Genomic DNA, 15,195 nt, shown 5'->3' with positions numbered 1-15,195 from the left:
GTTAAGCTGCGTGTGGACAGTGGTATTGATAGAAACATGGCAAGTAAAAAACGTAGTAAAGGTACAAACTCATTCTTTATAAGTCAGCATTTTGGCAAGATTATTCTTGCTTGTATTGCTGCGGGAAGTTTTGCGATTGCTTTTGGTAGTGAAAAGATTTCGCAGTGGTTTTCACCTTTAACAACTAACTCGACTTGTCTTAATCAGTTCTATCGTGAAGTTCCACCTGCTTTAAATAAAGACAGCCTAAAAAAAGACAGTTATCCACTGTGCTTTAATGGCTTTAACGTTTTGTATTCAGGTATTTCTAAAACGCCGTTATGGTCGGCAGAGCATTTAAATGCAGAACGTTTAAGTGTCAAAATTAAGCGTGAAGATAACTTCCATGAAGAAACCCGCGTTGATCAAAAACATCGGGCACTATTAAGTGACTATCGCGGTTCAGGCTATGACCGTGGGCATATGGCGCCAAATGGTGATATGCCAAATAAAGAATCCCAATCTGATAGTTTCTCGCTCAGTAACATGGTGCCGCAAGCGCCTAAAAATAACCAAGAAGTCTGGCGTAAGCTCGAAGAAGCCACCCGTGCCATTGCCACTAAACAAAAACAAGATATTTATGTGGTGACAGGTCCTGTTTTTGAAGGCAAACGTCTTAAGACGATTGGGCAGGGTGTAATTGTTCCAACCGCAGTTTATAAAGCGGTGTATATGCCAAAAACTGGGGCGATCGGCGCTTATTACGCACCTAATAATAACTCTCTACAAGTGAAGGTTGTGAGTGTTTGCTACCTTGAGGAGCGTTTAGGCGTCAACCTGTTCCCGCAGTTAACTGAGCAACAAAAGCGTAATGTCTATCGCCTACCTTTAACAGCGAGCCAAGTTAAACCAAATCAAAAGCTCGACTATTTGCATTGGGATGGTGAAAGCCAGTGTGAACAAGACCTAAGCGCTGACCAAATTCAAGCGCTACAAGATCAGTTTAAAAAGCAAAAAACTGGTTCTTCGGAGCCAATGGAAGCAAAAGTTCCAACAATTGATGAAGAAACCAGAAAGGCGATTGTGAAACAACTGGTAGAAGCCTTAGTGAACTATTTCTTGCAAATAATGAAATAAGCAGCTTTTTTGATTGTTGTTGCAATACTCTAATTGTTTAAAATAGAATCTATAGACAGATCTGTCTATAGATTCTATTTTAATAAGGACAATAACAATGTTTGCCTCGATGTTTCTTTTTTCATTTGCAATGTCTATTACCCCAGGCCCAGTCAATACTGTCATTTTATCGACCAGTTTAAATCACGGTTTAAAAAGATCTCTTCCCTATATTTCAGGGGCCACAATTGGTTTTACCTTGCTTTTAATTTTTATGGCATTTGGTCTTCAGAGTTTATTAACTCAGTTTCCTGTTGTATTAAAAATTCTTGCAGTTTGTGGAACGCTATTTGTTTGTTATATCGGGATTAAAATTATTCTTTCTGCTGCAAATATTTCTATTTCCAGTGTTCCTGTTGAACAGATGATTGTTCCCAATTTTAAAGATGGGTTCTTGTTACAGTGGCTGAATCCCAAAGCTTGGTTGGCTTGTGTGTCAGGCATTACCATGTTTACCAGCATTGAAAACCCGCAGTCGTTGCCGATCTTTATCGTTATTTACTTTTTTACTTGCTATGCGTGTTTGTTCTTTTGGGGGTTCTGTGGTGATAAATTTTCAGTGGTGCTCAATCAGGGCAATCGTTTGAAATATTTTAATATCTTGATGGGCGCTTTTTTAATTTTATCTGCTCTTTTAATTTTGATCGATTTTTTTTAAATTGACCGTATTACACTGTGACGATATAACAACGAGACAACACCTATGTTTAAGCCATTTGAAAAGGGTACAGAGTCTTCTTCAATTGAAGATTTAACATTAGAAAATGATGTTGATTGCGTCAGTATTTATGGCAACTTGCAAATTACCAAAGACAAAGTTGGGTTAGAACAGGCAAAGGCATTGCAGAGCTTTTTAAACGAAGTGGTTACGGCTTTGGAAAAAGAAGAATTACCTGAGAAAATTGAACGTCTAGCTGAACAAGAAATTAATAATCCGTTTTTGTAATTTATGCATGCTATGCGTAATATTTAACATGGGCGTGCTGCCATACAGTCTTTAGTATCACGTTACGTCTTATTGAGTGTGTATAGACATTTCTTACTTTTGAAAGACCAAAAGTAAGCAAAAGTCTTTTGTTGATCAGAGGGTACTTCCGTGTACCCCTGCTCAACAGGTGACATCCATGTCACCCACCGCGATAGTAGATTGAGTCTAAGAAGAGTTAATCCTTATCCCCAGCAACTACCTTATAAATAATTGCCCCAATCACAGCCCCTAGAATCGGTGCCACCCAGAACAACCACAATTGACTTAACGCAGCAGTTTCAGCAAAGAACGCAACGCCTGTACTACGTGCAGGGTTTACCGAAGTGTTCGTCACTGGAATACTGATTAAGTGAATGAGTGTTAAGCCCAAACCAATCGCGATAGGAGCGAAGCCAGCAGGTGCACGACCATGTGTTGATCCTAAAATAATGATTAAGAAGAAAGCAGTAAGAACGACTTCAATAATGAAAGCAGAACCTAAGCCAAACTTGTTTGGTGATAAATCTCCGAAACCATTTGAAGCAAAACTACCAACACCGCTAAAGCCCGCTTGGCCTTGAGCAATAATATAGAGAACAAATGCAGCAGCAGTCGCACCGACCACTTGAGCAACGATATAGGGAATTAAATCTTTAACATCGAAGCGGCCACCGACCCAAAGGCCAACACTTACCGCGGGATTAAAATGTCCGCCTGAGATATGCCCTAGAGCATAAGCACCTGTGAGTACGGTTAAACCAAAGGCAAGGGCTACACCTGCAAAGCCAATACCAAGTTCAGGGAAAGCTGCGGCTAATACTGCGCTACCACAACCACCAAAGACTAGCCAAAACGTACCTAGGAATTCAGCAAAATATTTATTCATTGTGATTACTCATCTATTGATGTATTTTTTAATTAGTGTGAAATATGTCACAAAAAATTAAGCATGTGACTATATGAAATTTTTGTTTTCAGTGTTGTTTTAATCAAGAAAAGATTTGTAAGTTTTGGTTGGTTATTCTTTGTCTAAAAATTGATCCCTCCATTGCTGGGGTGTTTGATTGGTCCAATGTTTAAATGCTCTTTGAAACGCACTTTGTTCTGAATAACAAAGTAAAAGTGCGATCTCTTGTAAGCTTAAATGCGGATCTTTTAAATATTCGGTTGCAAGCATAAAGCGCACTTGCTGAACGCGTTCCTGAAAGGTGGTGTCTTGTTGTTGTAAGTGTCGTTGGAGTTGTCGAACTGATAGGCCTAATTGAGCAGCAATATGTTCAATTTGATATTGATTCTTTTGTAGCCCAGTCAAAATTGAATGCTGTAAACGCTGATCAAGTTGGGTCGAATTTGGTAATTGCTCTAAAAGCGCTTGTGCTTGCTGAACCAATAGTTGCTGTAAGGTATGGTCGGCGCTACTAAGCGGCTTATGAATTTCTGTAATTGGAATGAGTAACTCTGTACGTGGTTGGCTAAAACGAACGGGACATTGAAAGTATTGTTCGTAGACTCTAATATTTTTAGGGGCAGCATTTAAGAAACGTACTTCATGTAAATGCACGTCTTCATGAGACATAAAAAGACGTAAGAACTGAATCACCAACGCAATCGCGATTTCATCGGTAAGCTGGGTAGGGTGTAGCTCAGTCGCTTCCCAGCGAATAGAACCATATCTCCCTTGTAGCTCAACCACTAATGGGCTCCCGTCATAAATCAGACGGTGAAAATCATGATAGCGAATTAAGGCTTCACCTAAGTTGTCGCAAGAGAGCGCGAGGTAAGCAATAATCCCTAAGTGTTTGGGTTGCACATATTTGGCAATTTCTAGCCCTAAACCCGGCTTCGGGTCTAGTTTATAAATCACTTCTAATAGATCACGCCAAACGACGTAGTCAAAGCGTTCCAGATTTTGAATTTGTTCTAATTGTTCAGGAATAGCTAATTGATTGGCTTCGCAATAAGCTTTTAATAGATGTCCCAGCCCTCCATACACTGAGCCTGTATAATTCTTTAGTTGTGGCATCCCTAACCACCTCTTTCTTGTCGTGATTTGTCAATGAAACCATAAATTCTGGTCAATACCTAGCATAACGAATTTTATATGCTGAATAAAAAGAAAAAGGAGTTAGGTGATGTTAAAAGGGTTTATTGCCGGAATTGCGGTTGCGAATGCATTTGAATGGGTGGCGCATAAATATATTTTGCATGGTGTACACCGTGTGGGACAACCGCGCTATAGCCCAGTACCAAAAAGCATGGAATCTCATTGGGCACACCATCGTGAAGTCCGTAAACAACAATTTCATGATGATTGCTATGTTGAGGGCGTAAGAAACTGGCGAACTAAAAATGAGTTAATTTCGCTTGCTGTGGTGGCAACCGTTTCAAGCGCAATTTTCTATCCATTTTCAAAAGGCATGGCACTCGCAGCTTGGTACAGTGCTGGAAATTATTATTATATTCATCGCCGTGCACATTTAGAGCCTGAATGGGCAAAGCGTAAAATTCCATGGCATTACGACCACCACATGAACTCTAATCAAGACGCCAATTGGTGTGTGACCAAGCCTTGGTTTGATTATGTGATGGGAACACGAGTGGTGTCTTCGGCAGATTTAAAAGAACAAAACCCTTCGGGTATTCGGTTGCCTACTTTATTTGCTAAACCGTTAACTCAAGCTGTAGAAAAAATCTTTCCAGCAAAATGGGTCGAGAAAAAAGAAAAACTAGAACTTCCTAGTGAAGTGAAAGAAATAGATGGTGCGGCATAAAAAATAAAGGGGCATATCGCCCCTTTAATTATGATTAAGCTTACAAGCGCATTTCGATGCCTTGTTCAGCCAAATATAGTTTAGCTTCCGGAATCGTATATTGACCAAAGTGGAAAATACTTGCTGCCAATACTGCATCGGCACCACCTTGTAAAATACCATCTGCAAGGTGTTGTAAGTTACCTACACCGCCTGAGGCAATGGTTGGAATGGTAACGCGGTCATTAATAGCACGCATTAAAGCAATATCGTAACCCGCTTTAGTACCGTCGGCGTCCATACTAGTAATCAGCAACTCACCCGCACCGTAGTCAGCCATTTTTACAGCCCATTCAATGGCATCAATACCAGTTGGTTTACGGCCACCATGAGTAAAGATTTCCCATTTGTTGTCGCCAGTTTTTTTGGCATCAATCGCAACTACAATACATTGCGCGCCAAAGTGCTGTGAAGCTTCTTGAACAAATTCCGGATTAAATACGGCAGCCGAGTTAATACTCACTTTATCTGCACCGGCATTTAATAACGCACGAATATCTTCAACCTTACGTACACCACCACCGACAGTTAATGGCACAAATACAGTCTCGGCCATACGCTCAACAGTACGGTAAGTGGTATCGCGTCCATGATGTGTAGCGGTAATGTCTAAGAAAGTAATTTCGTCTGCACCTTGTTCGTTATAGCGACGTGCCACTTCAACAGGGTCGCCAGCATCACGAATATCGAGGAATTGAACGCCTTTAACTACGCGTCCGTTATCAACGTCTAGGCAAGGAATAATACGTTTAGCAAGCATAGCTTTTTCCAAAAATAATCGCCGTTGGTGAAAGTTCCTACACAGGCGCTACACCTTCATGGAGGGAAGAGGTATTCTATCAAACTTCACAGATGTTTTTTGCAGGTTTTCCATGTCGGTTTATACCCCGTTGAGTTTAGATGAAGTTCGCACCTTTGCTGCACCTTATGGATTAGAGGTGTTGGAGCTGAACCCAATTCAGGGAGGTATTCAAAACACCAATTATTTTTTGGTTGATGTAAACCGCAAACAATATGTACTCACCGTGTTTGAAGAGTTAGATGCACAAGGGGCGGGCGAACTTATTCCTGTACTTGAGCAATTAGGGACACATGATGTACCCGTTGCAGTGCCGTTAAAACATAGCGGTCAAGCGGTTCATGTTATTGCAGACAAGCCTGCACAAATTGCACCACGTTTAATGGGCCACCATCCCATGCAAACCACAGTAGCGCAAGTTGCAGCGATTGCAGATGCACAGGCGAAACTGCATGTGGCTTTACAAGATTTTCCACTTGAACGTGAATATCGACGTGATCATCAATACTGGACAGGTGTTGCAGAACAGCTGAAACCAAGCATGACTCAAGATGACCAAACTTTACTTGAGCAGGTCTATCAAGCTTTTAATGCGAAAACAGCGCAGTATTCAAATCGACCAACAGGTTTTATTCACTCTGATTTGTTCCGCGACAATACTTTGTTTGAAGGTGAGCAATTACAAGGTATTCTAGATTTTTACGAGTTAAATCAAGATGAGTTGCTGTTTGATATTGCGATTACCATTAATGATTTTTGTACCGAATATCCGGCAGCGCATTTAAACTCAGACAAAGTCGACGCTTATTTAGCGGCATACCAAAAAGTTCGTGCGCTGACTTCAGATGAACTTGCATGTTTAGATGTATTCTTGGCAATGGCAGCGTGCCGTTTTTGGTCAATGCGTTTGCAAGTTGCTCAAAAAAATAAAGAAGAAGGACGTACCGGCGATGACATTTTGCAAAAAGACCCGCAAGAAATGCGAGCAATGATGCAAGACCGTTTAAGTCATGTAAAAGCATAAAAGGGAATAAACATGCGAGATCAGGGGCGTTTAGTCGAATGGTTCGACGAAAAAGGTTATGGCTTTATTCAGCCGGATGATGCTGAAAAAGAGCGAGTCTTTTTGCATATCAAAGATTTTGCACGCCCCGGACCTCGGCCAATTATTGGATGTGCACTGGAATATCGGGTGATTCTCGATGAACGAGGCCGTTTTCGTGCTCAGCAGGTCACCTATTTAAAAGCATCTCAAACCCGAAAAGCGTCAAAGCCTGCAAAAGCAGAATCTTCCTTTCAAGCTAACCCTTGGTCTGCAATGCAAATGGGGATCGTGTTTTATTTCGTTTTAATGGGAATTATGAGTTTTATCCATATTTTACCCGCCTATACCTTATTGTTTATTTTAATGATGAATGCTTTAAGTTATTGGCTCTATTCTCAAGATAAAGAAGCCGCACAATTGGGTAATCGCCGTGTACCTGAACAAACATTGCACATTGTTAGCTTTTTAGGAGGTTGGCCAGCTGCATGGTGGGCACAACAAAAACTGAGACATAAAACACAAAAACAACCCTTTCGTAAGATTTATTTTTGTACCATATTCTTTCATTTACTTTTGATTTTGTGGCTAATTTCTCCCTTAAACGTATTGCGGGGCTCATAAAAGTAAATCGTTTTAATAAACTTGAGAGGTATAAAAATGAATAGTTCTATCGACCAAGATCCAAATCGTACTTTAACACTTATTTTATATGTACTTTATATTGTTGCCATTTTTACAGGCGGCTTACTTGCGGTTATTGCTTTAATTATTAACTACGTAAAACGTTCTGATGTACAAGGCTCGATTTTTGCGAGCCACTTTACATGGCAAATCAGAACATTCTGGTGGTATCTCGCTTGGAATATTATTGCCTTTTTGCCGTTTATTTTCTTGTTCTTTACAGGTGAAAATACCGACTTGTTTGCAGGAGTTGCAATCTCATCGACCGTATTCTGTGTGGGCGTAATTGGTGCTGCGTGGATCTGGATTGTATATCGTGCAATTCGTGGTTTGATTGCGCTAAATGATAACCGTCCGATGTATCAATAAATTATGATTATTGAACATGTACATTTGAGTATAAAGTCTGGGCAAAGTGAAGCATTTCTTGAAGCATTCGAGCAGGCTAAACATATTGTTTATCCAATGGAAGGCTTTAATGCGGTCCAACTGATTAAGCATGCAACTGACCCACATCATTATATTTTAATGATTTTCTGGGATGAAATTGAAAACCATACAGAAGGGTTTAGAAAGTCTGAGGCTTATCAAGAATGGAAAACTTTGCTCCATCCATTTTATGACCCAATGCCGACGGTTGAGTACTACCAACCGTGTAGGTTATTGAAGAAAAAATGATAGATAGTAAAAAAGAGAGCGTTAAGCTCTCTTTTTTTATTCTCGAATTCTTTTAGCTTTTTTAATTGGTAACTTAATTTTTAACTCACTGACTAAAACGCCTAAGACTACTAAAGCACCGCCAAAAAGGGCAATCATTGGCAAACGCTCACCTGCAATTCGGCCAATAATGCCCGCCCAAACAGGTTCGCCTGCATAAATAATTGCAGCACGTGAAGGATCAACCACACGTTGAGCCCAGTTCATAACAAATTGAATGAGTGCACTCGCTAAACCTAACGCAATAGCAATCAGTACTAGGGGCCATGAAAATGCTGGAATCGTATGTTCACCCACCACAGGCATGATAGCGAAAGAAAGTAGAGAAGCGACACCAAGTTGAATGATTGTGACGCGGCGTAAATTTACCTTTCCAGCAAAGTAGCTAATAAAAATAATTTCTAAAGCAATCGCAAAGGCACCCAGGATTGTTAAAAGCTGACCAAAACTTAAGGAAATTTGTTCAAAACCATTGCCCGTCAATAAAACAAGGCCAGCAAAGGCAAGAGCGGCTCCCACCCAAGTCATGATATGGGGAGTTTTTCTAAAGATGAGCCACATTAAAATAGGAACAAGCGGAACGTATAGCGCCGTTAAAAAAGCGGATTCACTACTCGGAATGGTTTGTAGGCCAATGGTCTGGGTGCCGTAGCCTGCCGCAATCACAAGACCAATCGCGCTACCAGCGCCTAAATCTTTTAAAGTAACACCTTTCATACTTTTTAATGAGATAAGAAGCAAAGTAAGAGCTGCTACAGCAAAACGACAGCCTACAAAAAACATAGGTGATGCAAAATTCAGCGCATACTGCACAGTAAGGAATGTTCCTCCCCAAATGATCGTAATCAAAATGAGGGCTAACTGTGGGGCTTTGCTTGAACTCAGAGAAATTGGTGACATACTCAAGTTAAATTAAATTGTGCAATATACTGCACATATTGCGCTATTCTTGTATTTTGTGCAATATATTGCTCAAATTTTCTTACTAATCCATTCTATGAGCCAGTCGAGTACCGTTTTACAGCACGTAGGCACAAATATTCGTTCATTAAGAGATGAGCGAGATTTGAGTCAACAAGATTTGGCAGATCAGGCAGGTGTGAGTAGACGAACCATTGCTGCTTTGGAAACTGGACAGGTCAATATTAGTTTGGCCAAACTCGATGCGATTGCAGCAGTGTTGGGTGTGGATTTTAAAACGATTGTGAGTGCACCTGAGCATAAAGAACATGCTGTAGTAAATGCACTCGCTTGGCAGGGTAAAGATGAAGAAAGTAAAGCAACCTTGCTCGCTTCAGTTCCATCTCGTTCCCAAGTTGAGCTTTGGATATGGTCTTTGGCAGTGGGAGAGTCTTACGTGGCGGAAGCAGATGCAGACGGATGGCAGGAAATTATTTACGTATTAGAAGGTGAGTTGACCATACAATTTACTGACAGCAAAAAAATAATACCAGCTGGTTCATCTTTTATTTTTGAAAGTTCTGTTACTTATACCTATATCAATAGTGGTAACCAAGTGCTTAAATTTACTCGTAATGTGGTGTATTGATTTGGAATTTAAGCTTTTTAATAAAATATATGTTTTTAAAATTTATGCAGTTTATTGAAGGCATATATGATGTATATGACCTATCTTAAAAACCTGTGAATTCAATTTAAACAAAAAATACGAATAAGAATAAATAAGGCAAGTTATGATATTTCGTGTGTAATGAAATTATTTTTAACTCGTTTTAATAGAAAAAAGATACAGAAATGAAGTTCTTATTAAGTTCACAAGATATTCAAAACTATAAATTTTTATGGCAGGTTTCTAAAGAAAATTATAAGAAGCAGAAAGGGAGTATGTTTCTCATGTTTTTATTAGTAACGTTTACAGCATTCTTTACGACATTATTGCCATACCTATTAAAAATTATTATTGATTACTCTGCACAGGCATATAACTTTCCACTAGATATTCGACTTCCATTTAATTTCTTATATCTAATCGTACTCGCTTATGCTGCAGCATGGTTAGCAAATGAGTTATGTAATTGGACGAAAAATATTTTTAGTGCTTATTTGATGGTTGATTTCAAAGGAGCATTAATTTTTGCGGGGTTAAAAAATTATTTAAATCTTAAAAAAGATGAGCAAGATCAAATTGAAGCTGGAACAGTCATCAGTGATCTTGCAAGAGGAAGTTCTGCTTTTGGTGAGATAAATCTAACGTTGCTGCTTCATTTGGGGCCAATCATTTTTCAATTGGTTATGATCTTTGCAGTTTTATTTACAACTATTAGCTTACTTTTTAGTATCAGTTTTTTATTGGTAGCTATCGTTATTTTTTTAGTTTCCTTTCATATAAATAAAAGAAGTAGTTCTTTATTTGATTCGATGTATCAACAAGATAATCAGGTAAATAGCGATTTGATACATCAGATCTCAAATTCATATGAAATTAAAGTAAAAAATGCAGTACCGTTTCAATTGTCAAAATTTAATACCACATTAGACTCATTCATCAAAACAGCTAAAGATAGGAATAAAAAAATAGGGCTATTGATGATTTCTCAATTGTTCCTGATCTTTTTGTTTTTACTCTTTTTTATGTTATTTACAGTCTTTCTTTCAACTGAAAAGCAGCTTACACCGGGTGCTTTCGTATTGATAAGTACTTATATTATTCAACTCACCAATCCATTTTTAGCGGTTTCTCAAAGCTTGATGCGTTTAAATGGTAACTTTGTCGCCTTAGCAAAATATCGAAAATACTTTAATCTCAATAAAGAAAATTATACGCATTCTATCGTTCAAGACTCCAACGTTCTCTTTCAATTTATAAATGCTAAATTTTTACTTGGGAAAAGAGCCGTAGATCATTTTAATTTAACAATATTAGCCAATAAAACGTATGTCGTGATTGGGCCAACTGGCTTGGGAAAGACTTCTCTAATGAATTATTTAATGGGTGTCTATCAGATTCAATCAGGGCAGCTTTGCTATAAGAATATTGATATTAGCCAAAATTTCTCTAAACATATTTTTGATGAGGTTGTTTACGTTGCACAGCAACCAGTTATTTTCCCTTATTCCCTTAGAGATAATTTAGTTTATAACTCCTCGCACATATATGAAGATTCTTACTTACTTCAGATGCTTGATCAATTTAATCTATTACATATTTTGAAAAAACATCGACTAACGCTCGATGATGATTTAACTGAAATTTATAAGAATTTTTCAGGAGGAGAAAAGCAAAGAATTTGCATTCTTCGAGGTCTTTTAGCTCGCCCGCAGCTCATCATCCTAGACGAACCGACTGCCGCCTTGGATGTAGATACTGCAAAAAATATACTTGAATATATTCAGCAGGTTGTTCCATCCGTAATCATGATTACACATTCGCCCTATGCAATGGAAATTGCGGATGAGGTAATCGATTTAGAAAAGTTATTAAACTAAAGATAATCAAAAATAAAAAAGAGCCTAAAGCGGCTCTTTTTTACATCTTAAAAATTAAAGACGGTTTTCATCTAACAAAAGCTGAGCTTCACGAAGGTTTAAAGTACCTTCATAAATTGCGCGGCCTGTAATCGCACCTAAAATACCCGGTTGACCTTTTAAGTTACGAACGTCATCAAGGTTGGTTACACCACCAGAAGCAATTACTGGTAAGCCTGAGTATTGAGCCAAGTTTACAGTTTGCTCAACGTTTACACCTTGCATCATGCCGTCACGAGCAATGTCTGTATAAACAATGCTAGACACGCCTGCATCAGCAAAGCGTTTCGCTAAATCAGTTGCTTTCACATCAGTAACGTTTGCCCAGCCGTCAGTTGCAACCATACCATTCATGGCATCAATACCAACAATGATGTGGCCTGCGAAACGTTTACAAGCTTCTTCTACAAATTCAGGCTCTTGAACGGCTTTAGTACCGATAATGACAAACGTCACGCCAGCTTCTAAATAGTGTTCAATGGTTTCTAATGAGCGAATACCACCACCAATTTGAATTGGTAATTCTGGCTGAGCTTTAGCAATCGCTTCAACAACAGGCTTATGAATAGGCGTACCTGCGAAAGCACCATTCAAATCAACCAAATGCAAACGGCGCGCACCTTCATTTACCCAATGCTGGGCAGTTGCAACCGGATCGTCAGAGAAAACGGTATCGTCTTCCATACGCCCTTGTTTTAAACGCACACATTTACCATCTTTCAGGTCAATTGCTGGAATGATTAGCATGCTTCCGCTCCTTGCTTCATCATGATTATGAAATTGTGCACATCTTAGCAAAGTATTGATCAATCGCTAAGCCTTAGAAAAGACTTTTATTACTTTACGCTTGAAGTGCGGTTTGAATAGTTTGTGAAATGTGAGCGGGTAATAGTTTTTGGTTTCTGAGCTCTTCAAATACGAGTAATGCAGCATAAGCATCAGCGGCGGCATAATTTATTTGCTGAGATGTAAGTGGCTTTCGTGCCCAGTTTGAAGTTCCGACTTTTTTCGACTTTGCGAGATATTGTCCAAATAACAGTGCTACCGCTTTTTGTAAGCCCATTTGCTGTTTAAAACCAAAGTGACTAAACCCTTTGGCAAGGTCCACACCACTTTCTAGCTCTATACCTTTTTTATGAAAAATGTGCTTATCATTTTTAAGGCCAAAACCGACTTTAATTTGCTTCTGGTTAGATAAAATGGGCTGCAAGAATTTTAAAGTCGATGAATTGACATGAAATAAATAGGCTTTTTGTGCTGTAGCAAGTTGAATCAAGTGTGGACCAGTTGAGATTTCACCCACTTTAAATGTAGGTTTAGATTCAGAATCAAATCCCAAAATTGCAGCGTTTTTTAATTCTTCTTCAATACTTTTGCATTGCTCAATATTTTCAATCACCACAATATTATGGTGGTTAAGATTTTTAAAAGGAGGAAGCTGCTGAATAGAGGCTTTATCAAGGAGGGCAACGGCTTCGGACATATTTAACAGCGTACAAATGAATTGGGCTATTCACTTTATATATGAATAAAGCCTAGAGGACTAGGCTTTATGAATGTCTTTAAAAATTACTGAGACTGAGAAGGTGTACCAATGACCACACTTTCACTTTTCTCGACATAGCCTTCATAGGTCGGAGACATGATTGTGGCAACGACAGCAAAAACCAAAGCAAGTGGAATTAGGACAATATAAATCCAGCCTAAAACGCGTTCCCAACCAGGAGTAGGGCGCTGTGGGCCATAATCATTATTGCCTTCTGTACCTTTTGCCGCAAAGAGATAGATCATAAAAATGAGGTTTACGGCAGGGATCAGCATCAGTAATGATAGCCATCCTGTATTATTGCGGTCGTGCAAGCGGCGGATGGTAAATACAAAGCTTACATAGAGGCAAACAATATAGAGAATGGCGATAACAATCATGCCTGCCGTAGAAAGACCGGTTAGTTCCTGACTAGATGTAAACCCAAAAGTAAAAGCGATGATGACAACGGCGATACCGATGACGAATGAAAATAAGAATGTCCAAGCAGCATAAGAGAGTCGCCCAAAACGACCACTAGCTTTAAAGGGGGAATCTTGTTGAAGTGGCTGATTTTCAAAAGGTGAATTCATTTTGTTTTCCTGATCATTTGGTTTTATTTAGAAGTATAAATATTCAATATTTTGTTGAATAAAACATCATTCTATAAATGATTAGTTATTATTGTAAATAAAAAAAAGATCAGGCCATCTCGACCTGATCTTTTTCAGTTTTAAATCAGATTAAATATTCCATTCCACAAAGTTTTTAAGTAACTGCAAACCAGCAGTATGACTTTTCTCTGGGTGGAATTGAGTCGCGAATAAATTATCTTTGTGGATGGCTGTGCAGAAGTTCACACCATACTCACAAGTCGCAGCCACAACGCTTTCATCTTTTGGTTCGACATAGTAACTATGTACAAAGTAGAAGCGAGCATCTTGTTCGATGTTGTTCCACATTGGATGGTTTGAGTCCATTTGGTGAACTTGGTTCCAGCCCATGTGCGGTACTTTTAAACCTTCCATTTGAGGGAAATGTTTTACTACGCCATCAAAAATACCTAATGCATCTACACCGCCATTTTCTTCAGAACTTTGTAGCAATGCTTGCATACCTACGCAAATCGCAAGAACAGGTTTATTAAAAGCAGCTTTACGTACGACTTCATCAATACCTGCTTCACGCATACCCTGCATACAGTCACGCATTGCACCAACACCTGGAAAAACAATTTTGTCGGCTTGTGCAATTAACTTTGGATCATTGGTCACATCGACTGTAGCGCCCACGTGCTCAAGTGCTTTAGCCGCTGAGTGTAGATTGCCCATGCCATAATCAAGTAACGCGATACGTGTCATTAGAGGCTACCTTTTGTCGATGCAATCGTATTTTCTGCACGTGGATCAACTTCACATGCCATACGTAAAGCACGAGCAAGTGCTTTGAACACACTTTCAATTTGATGGTGGCTATTTTTACCTTTCAAATTATCGATGTGTAAGGTCATAAGCGCATGGTTTACGAAGCCTTGGAAAAACTCAGAAAATAAATCGACATCAAATGTACCGATGCGCGCACGAGTAAATGGAATATCCATGAATAAACCCGGACGACCAGATAAATCGACAACAACGCGAGATAAAGCTTCGTCTAATGGTGCATAAAAATGACCATAGCGTTTTAAACCTTTTTTATCGCCTAAAGCTTGTGCAAAAGCTTGTCCAAGCGTGATACCACAGTCTTCTACGGTGTGGTGATCATCAATCTCGAGGTCTCCGTCACAATGAATATCGATATCAAATAAGCCATGTCGCTTGATTTGATCAATCATATGGTCTAAAAATGGAACTCCAGTGTTTAGTGTGCCTTGACCAGTACCGTCGAGATTTAAACGAACTCGAATTTTGGTTTCATTGGTATTTCTAACCACTTCACTGATACGTTGCGTCATGGACACGTTCCTCAAAAAACGTCAAAAATGATTGGATGTTAACGACAATTTCGCTG

Annotated in this window: 19 protein-coding genes and 1 pseudogene; 10 read left to right on the top strand and 10 right to left on the bottom strand. The window is 39.1% G+C overall.

All coding sequences use genetic code 11. From position 1 onward, the window contains the following. Positions 1–36: 36 nt before the first annotated feature. The 3 genes from J536_RS18790 (at position 37) to J536_RS18780 (ending at position 2,101) form a co-directional block, all read left to right on the top strand. Positions 37–1,116, top strand: coding sequence for a DNA/RNA non-specific endonuclease (locus tag J536_RS18790; RefSeq protein ID WP_032063597.1), 1,080 nt, complete (start codon positions 37–39; stop codon positions 1,114–1,116). A gap of 97 nt (positions 1,117–1,213) precedes the next feature. Next, entirely contained in the window at positions 1,214–1,813 is a 600-nt protein-coding gene (locus J536_RS18785) for a LysE family translocator (RefSeq protein WP_032057207.1), read from the top strand. Positions 1,814–1,858: 45 nt separating this feature from the next. Continuing rightward, a complete protein-coding gene (locus J536_RS18780; protein WP_032057209.1) occupies positions 1,859–2,101 on the top strand; it encodes a hypothetical protein in 243 nt (80 codons plus the stop codon). A 10-nt stretch (positions 2,102–2,111) separates the two neighbouring features. Here J536_RS18780 and J536_RS25420 read toward each other — a convergent pair. From J536_RS25420 to J536_RS18770, 3 genes and pseudogenes are all read right to left on the bottom strand, one after another. Further along, positions 2,112–2,277, bottom strand: a pseudogene (locus tag J536_RS25420) (hypothetical protein). A gap of 41 nt (positions 2,278–2,318) precedes the next feature. Continuing rightward, positions 2,319–3,008, bottom strand: a complete 690-nt coding sequence (aqpZ, locus tag J536_RS18775) for an aquaporin Z (RefSeq protein ID WP_032057210.1) — start codon at positions 3,006–3,008, stop codon at positions 2,319–2,321. A 132-nt stretch (positions 3,009–3,140) separates the two neighbouring features. After that, entirely contained in the window at positions 3,141–4,145 is a 1,005-nt protein-coding gene (locus tag J536_RS18770; protein WP_005804497.1) for an AraC family transcriptional regulator, read from the bottom strand. A gap of 109 nt (positions 4,146–4,254) precedes the next feature. On the opposite strand from J536_RS18770, the gene J536_RS18765 reads away from it, so the two are divergent. Next, a complete protein-coding gene (locus J536_RS18765) occupies positions 4,255–4,893 on the top strand; it encodes a hypothetical protein (RefSeq protein WP_032057212.1) in 639 nt (212 codons plus the stop codon). Between the two features lie 40 nt (positions 4,894–4,933). Here J536_RS18765 and hisF read toward each other — a convergent pair whose 3' ends face one another. Next, on the bottom strand, positions 4,934–5,692 hold the full coding sequence (hisF, locus tag J536_RS18760) for an imidazole glycerol phosphate synthase subunit HisF (protein WP_032057213.1): 759 nt from the start codon (positions 5,690–5,692) through the stop codon (positions 4,934–4,936). Positions 5,693–5,804: 112 nt separating this feature from the next. On the opposite strand from hisF, the gene J536_RS18755 reads away from it, so the two are divergent. The 4 genes from J536_RS18755 to J536_RS18740 are packed head-to-tail and all read left to right on the top strand — an operon-like array spanning position 5,805 to position 8,135. Continuing rightward, positions 5,805–6,755 carry a homoserine kinase gene (locus tag J536_RS18755; RefSeq protein ID WP_017400526.1) on the top strand — a complete coding sequence of 317 codons (951 nt, stop codon included), beginning with the start codon at positions 5,805–5,807 and terminating at the stop codon, positions 6,753–6,755. A 12-nt stretch (positions 6,756–6,767) separates the two neighbouring features. Beyond that, on the top strand, positions 6,768–7,397 hold the full coding sequence (locus J536_RS18750; protein ID WP_032057214.1) for a DUF1294 domain-containing protein: 630 nt from the start codon (positions 6,768–6,770) through the stop codon (positions 7,395–7,397). A 36-nt stretch (positions 7,398–7,433) separates the two neighbouring features. Then, complete coding sequence (locus tag J536_RS18745; RefSeq protein ID WP_005300857.1) at positions 7,434–7,826, top strand: DUF4870 family protein; 393 nt, start codon at positions 7,434–7,436, stop codon at positions 7,824–7,826. Between the two features lie 3 nt (positions 7,827–7,829). Next, positions 7,830–8,135: an antibiotic biosynthesis monooxygenase family protein gene (locus J536_RS18740; RefSeq protein ID WP_005078526.1), complete on the top strand. Its 306-nt coding sequence runs from the start codon at positions 7,830–7,832 to the stop codon at positions 8,133–8,135. A 36-nt stretch (positions 8,136–8,171) separates the two neighbouring features. Here the strand turns inward: J536_RS18740 and J536_RS18735 are convergent, their stop codons facing one another. After that, entirely contained in the window at positions 8,172–9,074 is a 903-nt protein-coding gene (locus tag J536_RS18735; protein ID WP_032057215.1) for a DMT family transporter, read from the bottom strand. Between the two features lie 97 nt (positions 9,075–9,171). Here J536_RS18735 and J536_RS18730 point away from each other — a divergent pair, with 97 nt between their 5' ends. Together J536_RS18730 and J536_RS18725 are read left to right on the top strand one after the other, a co-directional pair. Next, a complete protein-coding gene (locus tag J536_RS18730) occupies positions 9,172–9,723 on the top strand; it encodes a helix-turn-helix domain-containing protein (RefSeq protein ID WP_032057217.1) in 552 nt (183 codons plus the stop codon). Positions 9,724–9,929: 206 nt separating this feature from the next. Beyond that, complete coding sequence (locus J536_RS18725) at positions 9,930–11,621, top strand: ATP-binding cassette domain-containing protein (RefSeq protein ID WP_032063596.1); 1,692 nt, start codon at positions 9,930–9,932, stop codon at positions 11,619–11,621. A gap of 54 nt (positions 11,622–11,675) precedes the next feature. Here J536_RS18725 and hisA read toward each other — a convergent pair whose 3' ends face one another. The 5 genes from hisA to hisB form a co-directional block, all read right to left on the bottom strand. Next, on the bottom strand, positions 11,676–12,407 hold the full coding sequence (gene hisA / locus J536_RS18720) for a 1-(5-phosphoribosyl)-5-[(5-phosphoribosylamino)methylideneamino]imidazole-4-carboxamide isomerase (RefSeq protein ID WP_000905538.1): 732 nt from the start codon (positions 12,405–12,407) through the stop codon (positions 11,676–11,678). A 94-nt stretch (positions 12,408–12,501) separates the two neighbouring features. Beyond that, positions 12,502–13,143 (bottom strand): 3'-5' exonuclease, encoded by a 642-nt coding sequence (locus J536_RS18715; protein ID WP_032057219.1) that lies wholly within the window; start codon positions 13,141–13,143, stop codon positions 12,502–12,504. 86 nt (positions 13,144–13,229) lie between these two features. Continuing rightward, positions 13,230–13,778: a DUF805 domain-containing protein gene (locus J536_RS18710; protein WP_032057221.1), complete on the bottom strand. Its 549-nt coding sequence runs from the start codon at positions 13,776–13,778 to the stop codon at positions 13,230–13,232. A gap of 150 nt (positions 13,779–13,928) precedes the next feature. After that, a complete protein-coding gene (hisH, locus tag J536_RS18705) occupies positions 13,929–14,546 on the bottom strand; it encodes an imidazole glycerol phosphate synthase subunit HisH (RefSeq protein ID WP_032057222.1) in 618 nt (205 codons plus the stop codon). Further along, entirely contained in the window at positions 14,546–15,139 is a 594-nt protein-coding gene (hisB, locus tag J536_RS18700) for an imidazoleglycerol-phosphate dehydratase HisB (RefSeq protein ID WP_002116767.1), read from the bottom strand. The genes hisH and hisB overlap by 1 nt, the downstream gene beginning before the upstream one ends. Positions 15,140–15,195: the final 56 nt, after the last annotated feature.

Source organism: Acinetobacter sp. 809848, assembly GCF_000581275.1.
GTDB lineage: Bacteria > Pseudomonadota > Gammaproteobacteria > Pseudomonadales > Moraxellaceae > Acinetobacter > Acinetobacter pittii.
Note: the sequence above shows the minus strand (reverse complement) of the source record. Positions and strands in the feature narration are given on the sequence as shown.

Bases quoted from the DNA above. Each gene is read 5' to 3' on its own strand.
- J536_RS18725 (WP_032063596.1), top strand. From the start codon at position 9,930: ATGAAGTTCTTATTAAGTTCACAAGATATTCAAAACTATAAATTTTTA.
- J536_RS18730 (WP_032057217.1), top strand. From the start codon at position 9,172: ATGAGCCAGTCGAGTACCGTTTTACAGCACGTAGGCACAAATATTCGT.
- J536_RS18715 (WP_032057219.1), bottom strand. From the start codon at position 13,143: ATGTCCGAAGCCGTTGCCCTCCTTGATAAAGCCTCTATTCAGCAGCTT.
- J536_RS18750 (WP_032057214.1), top strand. From the start codon at position 6,768: ATGCGAGATCAGGGGCGTTTAGTCGAATGGTTCGACGAAAAAGGTTAT.
- hisA (WP_000905538.1), bottom strand. From the start codon at position 12,407: ATGCTAATCATTCCAGCAATTGACCTGAAAGATGGTAAATGTGTGCGT.
- J536_RS18745 (WP_005300857.1), top strand. From the start codon at position 7,434: ATGAATAGTTCTATCGACCAAGATCCAAATCGTACTTTAACACTTATT.
- J536_RS18755 (WP_017400526.1), top strand. From the start codon at position 5,805: ATGTCGGTTTATACCCCGTTGAGTTTAGATGAAGTTCGCACCTTTGCT.
- J536_RS18740 (WP_005078526.1), top strand. From the start codon at position 7,830: ATGATTATTGAACATGTACATTTGAGTATAAAGTCTGGGCAAAGTGAA.
- J536_RS18770 (WP_005804497.1), bottom strand. From the start codon at position 4,145: ATGCCACAACTAAAGAATTATACAGGCTCAGTGTATGGAGGGCTGGGA.
- J536_RS18785 (WP_032057207.1), top strand. From the start codon at position 1,214: ATGTTTGCCTCGATGTTTCTTTTTTCATTTGCAATGTCTATTACCCCA.
- J536_RS18710 (WP_032057221.1), bottom strand. From the start codon at position 13,778: ATGAATTCACCTTTTGAAAATCAGCCACTTCAACAAGATTCCCCCTTT.
- aqpZ (WP_032057210.1), bottom strand. From the start codon at position 3,008: ATGAATAAATATTTTGCTGAATTCCTAGGTACGTTTTGGCTAGTCTTT.
- hisF (WP_032057213.1), bottom strand. From the start codon at position 5,692: ATGCTTGCTAAACGTATTATTCCTTGCCTAGACGTTGATAACGGACGC.
- J536_RS18735 (WP_032057215.1), bottom strand. From the start codon at position 9,074: ATGTCACCAATTTCTCTGAGTTCAAGCAAAGCCCCACAGTTAGCCCTC.
- hisH (WP_032057222.1), bottom strand. From the start codon at position 14,546: ATGACACGTATCGCGTTACTTGATTATGGCATGGGCAATCTACACTCA.
- hisB (WP_002116767.1), bottom strand. From the start codon at position 15,139: ATGACGCAACGTATCAGTGAAGTGGTTAGAAATACCAATGAAACCAAA.
- J536_RS18780 (WP_032057209.1), top strand. From the start codon at position 1,859: ATGTTTAAGCCATTTGAAAAGGGTACAGAGTCTTCTTCAATTGAAGAT.
- J536_RS18790 (WP_032063597.1), top strand. From the start codon at position 37: ATGGCAAGTAAAAAACGTAGTAAAGGTACAAACTCATTCTTTATAAGT.
- J536_RS18765 (WP_032057212.1), top strand. From the start codon at position 4,255: ATGTTAAAAGGGTTTATTGCCGGAATTGCGGTTGCGAATGCATTTGAA.